10 protein-coding genes are annotated in these 16200 nt (G+C 69.1%); 5 read left to right on the top strand and 5 right to left on the bottom strand.

The window, feature by feature from the left end; genetic code table 11:
- Window positions 1–24 precede the first annotated feature (24 nt).
- From EAD96_RS14345 to EAD96_RS14330, 4 genes are read left to right on the top strand one after another with little or no spacing between them, the layout of a single operon-like run.
- On the top strand, window positions 25–3768 hold the full coding sequence (locus EAD96_RS14345) for a phage resistance protein (protein WP_121684609.1): 3744 nt from the start codon (window positions 25–27) through the stop codon (window positions 3766–3768).
- A complete protein-coding gene (gene pglZ / locus EAD96_RS14340) occupies window positions 3765–6560 on the top strand; it encodes a BREX-2 system phosphatase PglZ (protein ID WP_147457877.1) in 2796 nt (931 codons plus the stop codon). Before EAD96_RS14345 ends, pglZ begins: the two co-directional genes overlap by 4 nt.
- Window positions 6557–7864 (top strand): BREX system ATP-binding protein BrxD, encoded by a 1308-nt coding sequence (brxD, locus tag EAD96_RS14335; RefSeq protein ID WP_121684607.1) that lies wholly within the window; start codon window positions 6557–6559, stop codon window positions 7862–7864. Before pglZ ends, brxD begins: the two co-directional genes overlap by 4 nt.
- Window positions 7861–9981 carry a DEAD/DEAH box helicase gene (locus tag EAD96_RS14330; RefSeq protein WP_233585759.1) on the top strand — a complete coding sequence of 707 codons (2121 nt, stop codon included), beginning with the start codon at window positions 7861–7863 and terminating at the stop codon, window positions 9979–9981. Before brxD ends, EAD96_RS14330 begins: the two co-directional genes overlap by 4 nt.
- A gap of 98 nt (window positions 9982–10079) precedes the next feature.
- Here EAD96_RS14330 and EAD96_RS14325 read toward each other — a convergent pair whose 3' ends face one another.
- From EAD96_RS14325 to EAD96_RS14310, 4 genes are all read right to left on the bottom strand, one after another.
- Window positions 10080–11546: a site-specific integrase gene (locus EAD96_RS14325; RefSeq protein ID WP_121684606.1), complete on the bottom strand. Its 1467-nt coding sequence runs from the start codon at window positions 11544–11546 to the stop codon at window positions 10080–10082.
- Window positions 11543–11944, bottom strand: coding sequence for a hypothetical protein (locus tag EAD96_RS14320; RefSeq protein WP_121684605.1), 402 nt, complete (start codon window positions 11942–11944; stop codon window positions 11543–11545). The genes EAD96_RS14325 and EAD96_RS14320 overlap by 4 nt, the downstream gene beginning before the upstream one ends.
- Window positions 11919–12836: a DUF2637 domain-containing protein gene (locus tag EAD96_RS14315; RefSeq protein ID WP_121684604.1), complete on the bottom strand. Its 918-nt coding sequence runs from the start codon at window positions 12834–12836 to the stop codon at window positions 11919–11921. The genes EAD96_RS14320 and EAD96_RS14315 overlap by 26 nt, the downstream gene beginning before the upstream one ends.
- A gap of 381 nt (window positions 12837–13217) precedes the next feature.
- Window positions 13218–14105 carry a replication-relaxation family protein gene (locus EAD96_RS14310; RefSeq protein WP_121684603.1) on the bottom strand — a complete coding sequence of 296 codons (888 nt, stop codon included), beginning with the start codon at window positions 14103–14105 and terminating at the stop codon, window positions 13218–13220.
- Between the two features lie 484 nt (window positions 14106–14589).
- On the opposite strand from EAD96_RS14310, the gene EAD96_RS14305 reads away from it, so the two are divergent.
- On the top strand, window positions 14590–15102 hold the full coding sequence (locus tag EAD96_RS14305; protein WP_121684632.1) for an HAD domain-containing protein: 513 nt from the start codon (window positions 14590–14592) through the stop codon (window positions 15100–15102).
- Window positions 15103–15227: 125 nt separating this feature from the next.
- Here the strand turns inward: EAD96_RS14305 and EAD96_RS14300 are convergent, their stop codons facing one another.
- Window positions 15228–16025 carry a DeoR family transcriptional regulator gene (locus EAD96_RS14300; protein WP_199733167.1) on the bottom strand — a complete coding sequence of 266 codons (798 nt, stop codon included), beginning with the start codon at window positions 16023–16025 and terminating at the stop codon, window positions 15228–15230.
- Window positions 16026–16200 lie beyond the last annotated feature (175 nt).

Below are 16200 nucleotides of genomic sequence, written 5' to 3'. Positions count from 1 at the left end.
GACGATGCAGCTTGAGGAGAAGGCGTGAGTACCCCGCTCCGCGACGTCATCACCATTCCCGAGCGTGCCGGCGCGGAGGACTACGTCCTGCGTCTGACCGACTCGGTCGGGCACAACGCAGTCCAGCGCACGCTCGACGAATACGTCGTCACCGATGCGCTGGTCGAGGCATTCGACGCGGCTATGGGCCTGGTGGCCGAGGGAATCACCTCCGGCACGAGCCGCGGCTCGTTCCTCACCGGCTCGTTCGGTTCGGGTAAGTCGCACTTCATGGCCGTGCTGCATGCCCTCCTTCAACACGAGCCGGCCGCCCGCTCCAAGGCTGAGCTTCAGCCCGTTGTGGCGCGCCACGATCCGGTCCTGGCTGACCGGAAGATCCTGCCGCTCGCCTTCCACATGCTCGGGGCACGGACAATGGAGGAGGCCCTCTTCCAGGGTTACATCCGCCAGATCGCCGAGCGCCGCCCCGGTGCGCCGTTGCCCGCCGTACACAAGTCTGATGCTCTTCTCGAAGACGCTGAACGTTACCGGGCCCAGCTCGGCGACCAGCAGTTCTTCGCCGGCCTCAACGGCGAAGCAGGGGGCGAGGGCGGCGGCGCGGCCGATCCCTGGGCTGCTGTGCTGGGCGCGGGGGAGTGGGATGCTGTTCGCTACGCCGAGGCTCGTGCGGCCTCGGCCGCGAGCCCCAGCCGGCAGAAGCTGGTTTCGGCCCTGGTCGAAACGTACTTCCGCTCCTACACGCAGCAGGCGGAGTACGTCGACCTGGACACCGGCCTGGCGGCGATCTCGACGCACGCCAAGAGTCTCGGCTACGACGCCGTGGTTCTCTTCCTCGACGAGCTGGTTCTGTGGCTGGCGTTCTCGGTGCAGGACCGGGAGTTCTTCCGCCGCGAATCGCAGAAGCTCACCAAGCTGGTCGAGTCATCCATCGGCGGTCGTCCGATCCCGCTCATCTCCTTTGTGGCCCGGCAGATGGACCTGCGGCGCTGGTTCGCCGACTCGGGCGCCAGCGGCGCGGAGCAGGACGCGCTCGACCGCGCCTTCCGCCACCAGGAAGGCCGGTTCGGTGTCATCCCGCTCGGCGACGACAACCTGCCATACGTGGCCAATCGCCGCCTCCTGCAGCCCAAGGACGCTGATGCTGCCGCCGTGCTAGAGGGCGCGTTCGGTGCGATCGACCGCCGGCCGGCGGTGTGGGACGTGCTGCTCGACGGCGTGAACACCGATGAACGGCATCGGGGCTCCGATGAGAAGGCGTTCCGCCTCACCTACCCGTTCTCTCCGGCCCTGGTGTCGACCTTGCGCAGCCTCGCCAGTGTCATGCAGCGCGAGCGGACCGCGCTCAAGGTCATGCAGCAGATGCTCGTCGACCGGCGCGAGACCCTGACCATCGACCAGATCATTCCGGTCGGCGACTCCTTCGACCTCGTGGTCCAGGGGCAGACCGGGCAGGCATTGGACGCGGAGGCGGCTGCTCTCTTCCGGTCGGCCAACAAGCTCTACACGGACAAGCTGCGGCCCTTGCTGCTCGGGATCCACGGCATCGACGAGCGGACTCTGCGGGAAGAGCCGGAAAAGGTTCCGCCCGGATTCCGGACCGACGACCGGCTGGCCAAGACCCTCCTGCTGTCGGCCGTCGCCCCGAAGGTCCCGGCTCTGATGGCGCTGACCGCGGCCCGGCTCGCGTCGCTCAACCATGGTTCCATCGTGTCGCCGCTGCCGGGTGGTGAGGCAGCTGTCGTGCTGTCCAAGGTGCGTACCTGGGCCCGGGACATCCCGGAGATCCACCTCGACGGTGACGACCGCAACCCGACGATCCGGGTGCAGCTGTCCGACGTCGACTACGAGTCGATTGTGGAGCGCGCCAAGGCCGAGGACAACGAGGGTCGGCGCCGGGAGCTGCTGAAGGACCTGGTCAGCCAAAGCCTGGGCGTCACGCTGGCCTCCCAGGATCTGCAGGGCGCATATCCGTACGACTTCGTCTGGCGTGGCTCGAAGCGCAAGGTCGACGTGCTCTTCGGTAACGTCCGCGACCGTAGCTGGCTGTCTGACGACCACTTCCGTGCCGCTCCGGACACCTGGCGCATCGTCATCGACCACCCGTTCGACGACCCTGGCCACTCCACAGTCGAGGACCTACAACGGCTGGACGAAATGGTGGCCCGGGGCGTGCAGGAGCGGACAGTGGTTTGGCTGCCGCGGTTCCTGTCGGATGACAAGATTCGCGAGTTGCGACGCCTTGTCATCCTCAACTGGCTGCTCGACGGCAGCACCGAGCGCTGGCAGGGCCACGCCGACCACCTCAACGAGGCTGACCGTGCCCTGGCCCGGTCCATCCTGGAGTCCCAGCGCAATACGCTGCGTCGCAGCCTCGAGGACGCAGTGCAGCAGGCGTATGGCGCCGCGTCGCCACGCCCGGGCGTCCTCCTCGAGGACGCGTCACACGAGCGGACCCTGTTCTCCTTCGAGCGGCGCTTCGCCCCGGCCAATCCGGTCGGCGCCACGCTCGGTCAGGCCTTCCACAATCTGCTCGACCAGGCGTTCAAGGCCCTCTACCCCGCGCATCCGCTGTTCGAGCCAGGCGACGTCGAGGTCAAAGTCCGCGACCTCAAAGCCGTTGCTCGGTACGTCGCACAGAGCGCGGCGGACAGCGAGAAACGCGTCGAGCTTCAGGCCGACGCCGCCGTGGTACGACGGATCGCGGAGCCGCTCGGCGTCGGCAAGGCTACGGAGATGCACTACCTGCTCGGTGACGATCGGTTCACCCCATGGGGCCAGGAGATCGAACGAGCACTGGGCCGGCGCGCGCAGGAACAGGGCAAGCCGGCCGACGGGCCGGTGACCGTCGCGGAGCTACGGCGCTGGATCCGGGACGTCTCGCCCGCCCACGGGTTGAGGGACGAGGTTGCCGACCTGGTCATCATCGCGTGGGCGGCGCTGCGGCAGCGGGCCTGGTTCCAGCAGGAAACGGCTCTGCCGGTCGTACCGGAGCCGGGCTCGCTCACCCCGGTGATGGAGCTGCGCACCCAGGAGTTGCCGTCGGCCGATGATTGGGAGTCGGCGCGAACCGTGGCTGGCGCGATGCTGGGCGTTGTGGCCGGGGCGTATCTCACAGCGCCGGCTGTGGCCGATTTCGTCGGGCAGGTCGCCGTCAAGGCGGCGGAACTGTCGAAGACGGCGCCCGGGTTGGTGGCAGCAATCGAGGCGGCGTACCGGCGCCTAGAGATCGCGGACGGTAACCGGCTGAGGACCGCTCAAGCTGGGTCCGCGCTGGTGCAGCAATTGCGACACCTCGACGGCGTCAAGCTCGTTCAGGTGCTGGCGAAGGCAAACCTCGGCGATGCCACACCGGTCGCGGCAGGCAAGTCGCTGGCTTCGGCGGAGACGGTCGGGAAAGCGCTCACGGGATTCCCCTGGCACCGGCTGGACCCGCTGCGTGAGGCAATGAAGGGGGAGGACAGCCGCGCAGCGGACGCCGCCGCTGTCGTCAACGGCCTTCGGTCAGCGCTGGAGCAGGACGAGCTGCCGATGCCGATCGGACGCGCGCTCGCAGCTTGCGAGGACGGAATCTTCAGCTGGCTGGCGAAAGCTGCGCCCTCGGCGGATCCCAAGCCCAAGCCAAAGCCACCCGTTGTGTCGGATCCCACGGCCGGCAGTTCCAGTCGTGCGGGCGGAGCAGGCAACAGCGAGATCGTGAATCAGGTGCGGAAGTTCCTGGACGCCAACCCCGACGTCACTGTCGAGGTGACGTGGCGAGTGCTGCCGTGACCGTCGCCGTGGCCACGACGCGGGTGAGCGCATCGATGGTGCTCGCCATCATCGACGAAGCCTTGGCCAAGAACTACCGTACCGGCGTCATCGGCCTCCGCGGCGTCCCTGATCGGGCCACCTCCGTCGACCTGCAACACCAGGGCCAGACCGTTCGGGTCCGGGTGGCCGAGTCCGCACTGGCGGTACGAGAGATGCTCGGCGAGCACCGCGACGGCGACTGGCTGGTGATCGTTACCGACCGTGATGACGACGATCTCGGACCCGGCATCCTAGCCCATTTCGTCTGGCAGCGGCTGCGCAGACCGGATCCGTGGGAGGCGGTCCGGGCCCGGTTCGCGGCCGCCGGCATCGACCCCGCGTTGACCAGCCGCCCGGACAACCGGGAGCTGGCCACGGCGTTGGTGGCCGCCACCCCGGCCGCAGGCTGGCCAGCCGCGCCGGCCGGCGTTCTCACCCGTACCCATGCGCTTGGTGCAGTTGCCGCCATCCACCTCGACTTCGACACGGATACCGCCGATGTCCTCGGCGTCCTCCGCTGGTCGATCGCCGCGCAGAGCGTCGCCTCCCTCGGCGCTCTGCGCCGTAGCGTCGGGGACCTACTTGCCGACACCACACTCGACTGGATCGCCCAGCGTGCGGGCTCGGCGGCAGGCCCGATACGGGCGCTGCTGTCCCGCGGGGAACTCGCCGACGTGGTACCGCTCGGCTTGGTTCTGCGGCTGCTGACCAACGACCGGTACGAACCGCCAACGACGCATCAGGCTCAACTGGCTCTGGTCCGGCTCGAACCGCGGTGGGGCGATTACAGCCCTACGCTGGCCGCATTGGCCGCCCTCGGGCAAGCCGCGGACGCGCTGCTGTCCGACCTGATTCACGACCGGCGCGCCGACGACGACGTCGCTCGCTGCCTGGACCGGGCCGACGCGATCCTCACCCAGATCCAGGCCGAGCCGCTGGCCCGCCACTCTGAACTCCTCGCCGGCGGATTGCGGGCGCGCTTCGTCGCGCTTGCCGACGGCCTGCGCAGGGCCGTCACGGCGCCCGGCCGCGCCGGCGACACGGACACCGTCGAGAAAGCCTGGGCAGCGGTGCGGGCCCACCGGCTCGCCGCGACCACGCCGTTCCGGGGCCCCTTCGAGGCTGCGGTGCGGCTGGTCCGATGGCTTACCGAGATCGATTCCGCGCCCGGTACCCCCGCGGACACTCCCGAGCTTGGCCTCCTCGCCCGCCGATATCTGGACAGCGCAGCATGGGCCGACGCGGCGATCAACGACGCGTTCGGCGGGGTGGATGATCCGACCCTGTCCGGTGCGCTGCACGCCGTCGTCACCGCCGCGCAGCAGCGACGTCGCGCACAGGAACGCCACTTCGCGCGGGCGCTCGCCTCGGCGCCCACCCCTGCCGGCCGCGGTTTGCCAGCCGGCTCGGAAACCGTCTGGTACCTAGAACAGTTGCTGCCGGGCTGCGTCATTCCGCTCGCCCGCAAGGCACCCGTACTACTGCTGGTCCTCGACGGCATGAGCGCAGCCGTCGCCACCGAGATCCTGTCCGACGCGACTGGGCGGCTCGGCTGGCTTGAGGCCGCGCTACCTGGTGCCGGTTCGCTGCGAAGGACGGCGGCGCTCGCGGTGTTGCCGTCGATAACCGAGGTGAGTCGCGCATCCCTGCTCTCCGGCCGCCTCACCCGCGGGCAGCAATCCGAAGAACAGCACGGCTACGCCGAGGTGACCTCCAAGGGCGGGAAGATCCTCGCGCGGCTCTTCCACAAAAAGGCGGTGGACACTACCGCAGCAGGCTGGTCGGTCAGCCCGGATGTGGGCGGCGCCATCGACGACATCGAGCTGCCGCTGGTGACCGTCGTCCTCAATACGATCGACGACGCGCTCGACCGCAGTGACCCCGCGGGCACGGTCTGGACCGCCGATGCCGTCAAACACCTCGAACCGCTGCTCGCTCGGGCGGCCGCCGCAGGGCGGACCGTCGTCGTGACCGCCGATCACGGTCACATCGTCGAACGCCGTCAAGGCACCCAGCGATCGCACCCTCAGATTTCCAGTGCTCGTTCTCGCCCGGCCACCGCTCCCGTCCAGGAAGACGAGATCGAGGTCAGCGGCCCTCGCGTGCTGACAGACGGCCACCGAGCCGTCCTCGCCGTCGACGAGACACTCCGGTACGGCCCGCTGAAGGCTGGCTACCACGGGGGAGCGAGCGCGGCAGAGGTGGTCGTGCCGGTCGCCGTCCTCGTACCGGATGAATCCCGCAACAAGGCCGGTCTGGAGTTGCTTCCGCCGCAGGAGCCCACGTGGTGGCTCACCTCCCCGGCCGTTTCGCGGACACCCACCGTCTCACCCGCGCCGAAGGCCGCGACCACCAAGAACCAAGGGTGGCGCCAGACCGGCCCGACCCTGTTCGATCAGGCGCCGTTTGAGCAGAACCTGTTCGACCAGGCTCCGGAGGTCACCAAGCAACCGAGGACGACGCTTGGCCGTGCCGTTGTGGCCAGCCCCGTCTACAGGGCACAGCGGAAGATCGCCGGCCGCCTCATTGTCACCGACGATCAGATCGCCGGAATCATCGACGCGCTGGCCGGCGCGACAGCCAACCGGCTGCCGCCCATCCCCGCCGCCCAAGCCCTCGGCGTCGCCCAGACGAGGCTGCGGGGTGCGCTGACGCAGGTCCAGCAACTACTCAACGTTGAGGGGTACGCCGTCCTGGCCGCCGAACCGGCGACCGGCACGGTCATGCTCGACGTCAAACTCCTGACCGAGCAGTTCGAGGTGCCCTCGTGACGCCGGACGTCTCCCAGCGACGCCGGCGCGAAGTGATCGACGCGCTTCGCCGTGGAACCGTCCCGGAGAGCGGTCTCGACCTGCTCGCGGTCGGTCTCGACCGATTTTCCGCCGCCCTCGACGGTGAGCTCGACACGGTCAGCTCCGGTGGCGCCATGTTCAAGGCGGTACGGGGCGAGTACGGCGCCGGCAAGACCTTTTTCACGCGACACCTAGCCGAGCGGGCTATTCGGCACGGCTTTGCCGCAGCCGAGGTGCAAATCTCCGAGACTGAGACGCCGTTGCACCGGCTGGAGACCGTGTACCGGCGCATCACTGAGTCCATGCGGACGGCGTCAATACCACCCAGTGCGTTCCGCGCCGTTCTCGACTCGTGGCTGTTCACGCTGGAAGCCGATGCGCTCCAAGCTGATCCCGCCGCCGAGGCTGACGTGGGCGCGGCCGTGGATCGGCTCCTCGAACAGCGCCTCGCCCAGGTCAGCAAGCACTCCCCCCTCTTTGCACTGGCGTTACGCGGCTACCGGGCGGCGTTGAGCGCCGGCGACACCGTCATCGCCGACGGGCTGGCCGCGTGGATGGCCGGACAACCGCAGGTCGCGGTGGCGGCGAAACGAGCCGCCGGTATTCGGGGCGAGCTCGACCATTTCGGCGCCATGGCCTTCCTCCAAGGGCTGCTCACCGTCCTACGGGACGCCGGCCATCCGGGACTGGTTCTCGTCCTCGACGAGGTCGAGACGCTGCAACGGGTCCGCGGCGATGTCCGGGACAAAGCACTCAACGCGCTGCGGCAACTGATCGACGAGGTGCACTCCGGCCGCTTCCCCGGGCTGTATCTCGTCATCACCGGCACGCCGGCCTTCTACGACGGGCAGCAGGGTGTGCAGCGCCTCGCCCCGCTGGCACAACGGCTCGCCGTCGACTTCGGCACGGATCCGAGATTCGACAACCCCAGGGCCGTGCAGATCCGCCTGCCCGGCTTCACCATCGAATCCCTGGTCGAGCTGGGCGGCCGCGTCCGGGACCTCTACTCCAACGGGTCACCCGCACCCGGCCGGATACGGACTCTGGTCGACGACACGTACCTTGACCAACTGGCCCGCGCCGTTGCCGGTGGCCTGGGCGGAAAAGTCGGCATCGTGCCACGCCTGTACCTGAAGAAGCTGGTGGGCGATGTCCTCGACCGGGTCGACCAGTTCCCCGACTTCGATCCCAGGCGGCACTATGCGGCGACAATGTCGGCAGCGGAGATGACCGACGTGGAGCGCAACGCCGCGAGCGCCGACGACATCGCACTGGACCTGTGACCACCGCCGGCCTGCTGCATCCTGTGCTGCTGCACCACATCGTCAACTCCCTGCAATGGCCGGGCCTGCGTCCGCTGCAGGAAGCCGCTGCGGAGCCACTACTGGCCGGTGAGGACGCCCTGCTTCTCGCCCCGACCGCCGGAGGCAAGACCGAAGCCGCAGCTTTTCCGCTGTTGTCTCGGATGTCCGCCGAGAGCTGGTCCGGAACGTCGGTGCTCTACCTTTGCCCGCTCAAGGCCCTGCTCAACAACTTGCTGCCGCGCTGGGAACGCTACGCCGACTGGCTGGGACGGCGAGCTGCGCTCTGGCACGGTGACGTCACCGCGCCACGGCGGCGGGCCATCCTGGCCGCCCGCCCGGACGTGCTCCTGACCACGCCGGAATCGCTAGAATCGATGCTGGTCAGCCGCAACGTCGACCATCGGGCGTTCTTCGCCGGACTACGCGCCGTGGTCGTCGACGAGGTGCACGCCTTCGCCGGCGACGACCGCGGCTGGCACCTCCTCGCCGTCCTTGAACGCTTGACCCACCTGATCGGTCATCCCGTTCAGCGGATCGGGCTCTCGGCAACCGTCGGCAATCCGGATCGCCTGCTGACCTGGCTGCAGGGCTCCGGCGCGGGTGTTCGGGCCGGACGCGTCATCGCTCCTGACCTGCCGGTCGCCGCGACAGCGACTGGGGCGACACCTCCGCCGGGCGAGATCGAACTCGACTTCGTCGGATCCCTACAAAATGCTGCGACTGTGCTCGCAGGGCTACACTTCGGTGAAAAACGGCTGGTCTTCTGCGAATCCCGGCAGGCCGTAGAACAGCTCGGCAGTCTCCTACGGGAGCGCGGCATCACCACGTTCCTGTCGCACGCCTCGCTGTCCGCCGACGAAAGAAGACGCTCGGAAGAGGCATTCGCCGAGGCACGCGACTGCGTCATCATCTCGACCAGCACACTCGAGCTGGGCATCGACGTCGGCGACCTCGACCGCGTCGTTCAAATCGACGCCCCCTCGACCGTTGCGTCATTCCTGCAACGACTCGGGCGCACGGGTCGCCGGCCAGGCAACATCCGCAACTGCCTCTTCCTCACCCGCAGCGGCGACGCCCTGCTGGAGGCGGCGGCCCTGCTCGTGCTCTGGGGCCGCGGATGGGTCGAACCAGTCGTCGCCCCACCCGAACCACAGCACATCGTCGCCCAGCAGATGCTCGCACTCTGCCTGCAGGAGCACCGAGTGGGAGATCGGAACTGGTCGCGGTGGTGGAACGGTCTCGACCCCTTCGGACGCGCCGCCATCCCGATCGTTCGCCACTTGGTCGATCAGGGCTACCTCGACAGCGACAGCGACATGCTTTACATCGGCCCGGAGTCCGAACGGCGCTTCGGGCATCGGCACTTCATGGGCATGACGGCGGTGTTCGTCGGAGCGCCCGAGTTCACCGTCCTAGTGGGCCGCGATGAGCTGGGTCGCGTCGACCCGGCCCTGCTCACCGAGGAGGTGCAGGGCGACCGCCGATTGCTCCTCAACGGACGAAGTTGGCGGGTCACCTACATCGACTGGCGGCGCCGGCGCTGCTTTGTCGAACCCGCCGAGAGCGGCGGAAAGGCTCGCTGGACGACCGGGGGTTGGGCAGGCCTCGGATTTGAGCTGACCCGCGCCATGCGTGAGGTACTTCTCGGCGTCGACCCCCCGGTAAAGCTCACTCACCGAGCAGCCAAGCGCCTCGCCCAGGAGCGGGAAGAGCGATCCGCGATGGTGCATCCGGGTGGCAGCGTGATCCTTCGCGATCGGCACGGCGATGACCTGCGGTGGTGGACCTGGGCCGGTTTCCGCGCGAACGCCACCTTGGCGTCCACGTTGACGGAGGTTGTCGACCCGGTGCAACGCTTCGATGACTGCCAGGTCCGCTTACGGGCGAATCTCTCTCGGGAAGAATGGCGGACACTCATCGCCGACGCTGATCAGCGTCTGTGCCTGCCCGAAATCAACAAGAAGGCTCTTGACGGACTCAAGTTCAGCGAAGCGTTGCCGGAGCGGCTCGCGCTGGCGACGTTAGCGTCTCGCCTCGCCGACCTCGGTGGCGCAACCGCTGTCCTGCAGGAGCCGACACGGTTCGTTCAGACATAGCCGGGCCGTGGATTAGCTCCGATCACCAACGCAGCTGCGGCCAGCACAGCGAGGTACCGGCTGGCCGCCACTGCCGACGACGGGTGGCGCCTCCGGGTCTAAGCCGGCCTTATCGAGCCACGCTGGCGCGGGACGACCGATGCAGTGGCTTCCGCGGCGGCGTGGGATAGCTCGGGTAGGACGTCTCCGTAGCACTTGGCGGTGAAGTGTGGGCTGGAGTGGCGGAGCCGATTGGAGATGATCTTCATCTGGACGCCGGCGGCGAGGCCCATGGTGGCGGCGCCGTGGCGGAGGTCGTGGAGCCGGATGGGTGGTAGTCCGGCTTGGGTGGCGAGGTGGTGGAAGTGGTCGGTGACGTCGGCAGGGTGGAGCCGACCACCGCTGGGCGTAGTGAACACGAGCCCGGTGGTGGTCCAGGCAGCACCCGCGGCGAGGCGTTCGCGGTGTTGCCGGGTGCGGTGGGCGCGTAGCACCGTGACGGTCTCGGTGTCGAGAGCGACCGCGGCCTCGCTGTCGGTGGTTTTGGGGGTGTCGATGGTGGTGGCCCAGCCGTGTTGGACGAGTTGCCAGCGGACGGTGAGGGTGTGGGCGTCGAGGTCGTCCCAGTGCAGGCCGCATGCTTCGCCTCGGCGGAGGCCGGTGAAGGTGATGAGGTGGTAGAGGGCGTAGAGGCGGTCGTTGGCGTCGTGGGTGTGGTCGAGGAATCTGCCGGTGTGTTCGGGGGTCCAGATCATGACGGGGCTGGGGGTCTTGCCGGTGTCGCGCCAGGTTTTGACGCGTTGGTCGGTCCAGATGGTGGGCTTGGGTGGTCGGGCGGTCGGTAGTTCGACCATGAGGGCGGGGTTGGTGTCGATGTAGCGGTGGCGGCGCATCGCGTCGTTGAGGGCCTTGCGCAGGGTGGCGTGGATGACGTGCAGGGTTCTGGGGCCGACGATCCGCTGGTTCTTGACTTGGTCGCGTTTGGTGGGGTCGCGGCTGACGCGCAGGGTGGCGATGGTGGTGTTGCGTTCGGCGATGGCGTCGTACATGGCGTCGATGTGGCCGGGGCGGAGCCGGTCGATGCGTAGGTGGCCGAGGTGCGGGATCAGGTACAGCCGGATGTGTCCTTCGTAGGAGCGCCGGGTGCCGGTCTTAATGTTCTTGCGTCCGGCGAGCCAGTCGGTCAGGTACGCCTGCATGGTGGGCAGCTCGGTGGGGGTGATGTCCAGGTGCAGCGCCCGCCGAACCTGGTCCGGAGTGGGGATGGGCGCGCCGGTTTTGACGGCGGTTTCGATGAGGTCGCCGGTGGTGACGGTGGTGTGCGGGTCGGTGTGGTCGGGGACGGCGAGCGTGGCCCGGATGCGGTCGAGGACGGCGTCGGCGTCGGCTTGGGTGGGGTAGGGGCCGTGTCGGAGTGGGCGGCGGGTGCCGTCGGCGCGGGCGGGGATTTCGATCTGCCAGTGCCAGTGGCCGTGGGTGCGGGACCAGCCGCCGCCGGGCCGGCGAAGCTGGGGACAGGAGCGTCCCAGTCGCCGGCCCGTGATGCTGTCGCGGCAGCCGCAGCGTTTGAAGGTGGATCCCTTCACTCATCGTCTCCTGGATGCTCTCGGTGGTGCCGCCAGCGGTGTCGGGTGGAATCCGCTGGTGGCAGGGTTATCGCATCCACGCTCACCTTCGCGTCGGCTTCAAGTCGCCCGCCGCCGGTGGCGTCGGGGTCGGGTTGGAGGAGGTGGAGCAGGGCGGCGACCGGGACGATGATGCGGCTGCCGGCCCGGATCAGCGGTATGGGGAACTGGTCGGTGGCGGCGAGCCGGTACGCCTGGGATCGGCTGATCCCGAGCACGGATGCGGTGGTGGTGAGGGTGGTGGTGACGCCGAGGGCACGGATGCGCTCGATCGTCCACACCTCCCCGACGCTGGGTGCGGTGGGGTTGTCGGTCGTGGTGCGGGTGGTCTGGTCAGCGTGATTCGTGGGGCTGTTCATGATCAGGCTTCTCCTGGCGGTGAGATGGATGGCTGTGCAGTAGGAGCGGGGTAGCCGCGTCGGGGTCGACCGGGGCAGGGGTGGCTGCTCCTCCACCGTTGCGCCGCTCCGGTGACAGAGGCGGTGGCGTCGGGTTGGTCGGCACGGCCGGGCTCGCGATCAGCTCGGGTGGTGCCGACGACTCGACCTTGAGGGTCTTGAGGAGTTCGGATATTCGGGTGTTGGACACGGTGTGACCTGCTGCGCGGAGGGCTTCGGCGAGTGCCGCCCGGGTCAGTGCCTGCCCGTCAGCGGCGAGCCGGTCCCGGACCTTTCGCGCCGCTGGCAGCAGCTCGGCCACCGCGCGGGACGGCTGCGGGGACGGTCCCCGGTCCGCTCTCCGCCGTTCCCGTCCGCCTTGTCGGCGACGAGCATCCGGTGAGCGGACGGTCCGGGTGCTGGACCGCTCCCCCGCCGCGAGAGCGGACCGTACCGTCTCGTCCGGTCCGTTGTCCGGAACGGTCGGCCCGGCCTCATCCCGTCGGCCGTCCTCAACCGTCCCGGCGGTGTTGGCGGGCGTGGCGGTGCTGGTCCGGCCGAGGGCGATTTTGACCATGACGAGGAATCCGAGCGCGGGTACGGCGGCGGCGACCCAGCCGATGATCGAGGGTTCGGCCTCGACGACCTGCGCTGCCAGGGACAGGGTGACGGCGCAGGCCAGCACGGTGGCTGGGAAGACGGTGGAGGTGTGGGCGCGTTTGCGGCGGCGCAGTTCCAGGCCGGAGGCGATGGACATCAGTTCCAGGACGATCGCGTCGGCCCAGGCCAGCCAGCCGGGTTGGCCGTGGGCGGCGGCTACGTTGTGGACGTGGGTGAAGCTGGCCGCTCCGGCTGCGCCGCCGATGGCCAGCATGATGACGACCTGGACGGCGCCCTCGACGCGGCTGCCGCGCGGACTGGTGTCCGGGTCAGGGATCGATGCTGTCGTGGCCCATCACCTCCCCGACCCGGGACAGGGTTTCCGGTCCGTCCGTCAGTCGCAGGAGGCGGGACCGGATGGCGGACCGAGCCGGCTTCGGACAACAGTCGGGACGGGGACCGGACACCGGTCGCGGACCGCCCGACGCGGACGCTGCACCGAGAAGTGGTCCGTCGCTGCGGGAGCGGACGGCTGGTGCTCTCACGGAGCTGTCAGCGCCGACCGCGCTGCTCACGACAGATCCGTGACAGACGCCGGCCGTTGCTGTCCGCTCCGCTGCGGAGGTACTGTCCACGGCCGTCGTGCCGTCGCCGATCACGCGGCCTCACCCGCCAGACCGGAGGCGTCAACGGCGTACCCGGCCAGATCGGCCAGCCGCAGCCGCTGCCCTTCCCCGCCCGCCACGGCCCACACCGCCCCTGCCGGGCCGAGGCCCGTCGTCGCGGCGTGGTCGCGGGCCCCGGTGGCAATCGGCACCATCAGCGGCACGTCGGCTAGCACGCGGCGTAGGTTGCGCTCGCGGGCGGCCGAGGGCAGCCAGAACAGCACCGGCCACATTCGTCCGATCGTGGCGAACAGTTCCTGGTAGCCGTCGACCTTGGCGGCGAGGATCGACAGCTGCTCGGCGCCGGTGTCGTACTCGACGAAGAACGGCACCTCGACACCGTTCTCGACCCACCGGCCGTAGCCGTCCGGGCGAACCCTCGGCTGATACGCCCGCACCAGCCCCGGATCCTGCCGGCTGGTGAACGTCCCGGCGCGCTGGCACACCACCTCCGGCAACCACTCCACCAGCCCGGTGCCCGGATGGGTACGGGCGTGCCCGGCCAGGTCGGTGAAGAAGCCGTTCACCCCGAGGCGGTGGGTGAGGCTGCGGGTCGAGGTCCAGCGCCGCCGCTCCACCCGGGCGTGGTCCCGCCGGGGTGGGCGTTCGTCCCGACTGGCGGCGACGACCTCGGCGCCGAGTTGGTCGATGACGTAGTGGTACGGGTACGAGCCGCCGTCGGCCCGCTGTGGCCGGAACCGGGCCACCAACCGCAGCCGGTACAGGGTGCGCAGCCGCCGCTGGCAGAAATCGAGGGACGGGAACAGGGCGGCCGCGAGTTGGAACGACGTGAGCACGCCGTGGTCGTACAACCAGCCCAGCAGCACACGGTCACGGCTGGTCAGCTGGGACTGGACCCGAAGGACCGGATCATCCACCGGCTACCACCTCCTTTCCGGGTAGGGAATGCCGGCCCCAGGGGAGAGACCCGAGAGCAGGCAGGGTCTGTCGCAGGACAAGCCGACGGCGCTGACAGGCGGGCTTACCTGCGGTGTGAGAGGAAACAGGGGGTCGGTTCGGGGGTCCGGCTGAAGACTGACGTCAACGCTGACGCCAAGCCCAACCCCCGAACGGGGATCAAGCCGGAACTCGTCACTGCCAATGCCTACGGCAGTCATTGAAGGTGTCGACGAAAGCACGTGAACTCCTTGGTTGAGGTGTGGATGTGGTGCTGATGGCGTAGGGGGCACCGCAGCGCCGGCGAAGCGGAAAGGGCCGGTGAGAGGCATCCCGGCACCGCCCCTGCCGCGGTCGGGGTCAGCGGCGCCGGACTGCCGCCGCCGGGAGCAGCAGCGAAAAGAATGGCCTTGGGGCAAGTGCGCGGAGGTAGCTGTTGGCGGGGTGGGGGCTAGCCTCTGGGTCATGTCCGCCCCTGCACCGCGTCCGTTGCTGTTCCTCGACGTGGACGGCACCCTCATCCCGATCGGCACACCCACGGCGGCTCAGCCGGGCATGCCGCATGGCCACACCCCCGCACCGGCCCTACCGGCCGACGCCCATCCCCTGCTGCACAAGGTCAATCCAGAACACGGCCGCCGGCTGGAGTCCCTGCCCTGTGATCTGGTGTGGGCGACGACCTGGATGAGCGACGCAAACGACGCACTCGCGCCGCTGCTCGGGCTACCGACCCTGCCGGTCGTGGACTGGCCCGACTCCGACGAGATGGGTGCCCTGCACTGGAAGACCCGTGGGCTGGTCGAGTGGGCGCAGGGACGCCCCTTCGTCTGGGTCGACGACGAGATCTCCCACGCCGATCAGCAGTGGATATCGATTCATCACCGTGGCCCGGCCCTGCTGCATCGGGTCGATCCCCGTCGTGGCCTGACCGAAGACGACTTCGCTGCCATAGAAAGCTGGCTCGCGCAGGCGCAGTAGGGCCAGCTTCCAGCCGTCGCGGGTGCTGCGCTGAACGGCTGCCTGCAACTGGGGACCGCGACTGGCGAGGTCCCGAACCATCCCGCTGGCGTCGACCGCAGCCCGGGAATCGCGACGTGGTGCGGTCAGGATCCCACCTCGATGAGGCGACGCCTGCCACTCTCGCCCGGCACCTGCCATACCTGCTCGTCCGGCCAGTGGCGGTACAACAACTGCTGCGTGGTCGTGGCGACAGCATTCCGCAGCGGCTCGCGGCGAAGGTCGACCCGCAGCCGTTCCTCCCGCTCACCGTCCTGAACGATCACCAGAACCGCCCCGACCGGCACCAGCCGGTCCGCACGCCGGTAGCCGGCCAACAATCCACCCAGCCCTGATGTCGCTCGCTCGTGCTCGGCGATGACGCCGCCGATCGGGCCACGGTCGACGTGGACCAGGAACCGCAGGCACCGCCCGTCCTGCAGCCAGACGCCATAGCCGTCGGCCCGCAACTGCGCCAGGTCGTGCTGGCGCAACCACGCCGAGGTCTCCATCATCGCGAGCCACTGGAACAGCTCGCACCGCCCCGGGTTGCGCCGCGACACCTCCACCAGCGGTAGGAACAGCAGGGCATCCGCCTTGCCGGAGGGCCGCTGACCCAACCGCAGCGGAACCGGCTGCCCCGACGCCGCCAGGACGCGCCGGAGCACGTCGGTCCCCTCGGGCGTGACCTCGTAAAACCAGGTGTGGGTCCGGTCCTCCGCCGAGCGGTCGCGGCGCACCAATCCCGCCTCGTGGAGCCCCACCAGGTCCCGGTGAGCCGTCAGCCGCGACACTCCGCAGACAAGCGCCACGTCCAGCGTCGTCGCGGCACCATGTTGCGCCAGGTACGACAGGATCCGCCACCGCCGCGGGGACAACCGCCCCGCGGCGCCCTGGTCGCCCATTCCCCGATGATCCTCCTGGCGGCGACAGTCCGACATCCCATCCTTGACAGCTGTAACAGAGAGTGGTCAATGCGCCGACGGGAACATCGGAAGCCGGGACCGCCGGGACCGCACACAGCGCTCGTGTTCGGCCGTCATACGAGGCGTCGGCAGGCCGTGCGAGCACCCACATATC

It is taken from the genome of Micromonospora sp. BL1, from assembly GCF_003667485.1.
GTDB lineage: Bacteria > Actinomycetota > Actinomycetes > Mycobacteriales > Micromonosporaceae > Micromonospora > Micromonospora tulbaghiae.
This window is presented reverse-complemented; position numbering and strand designations above follow the sequence as displayed.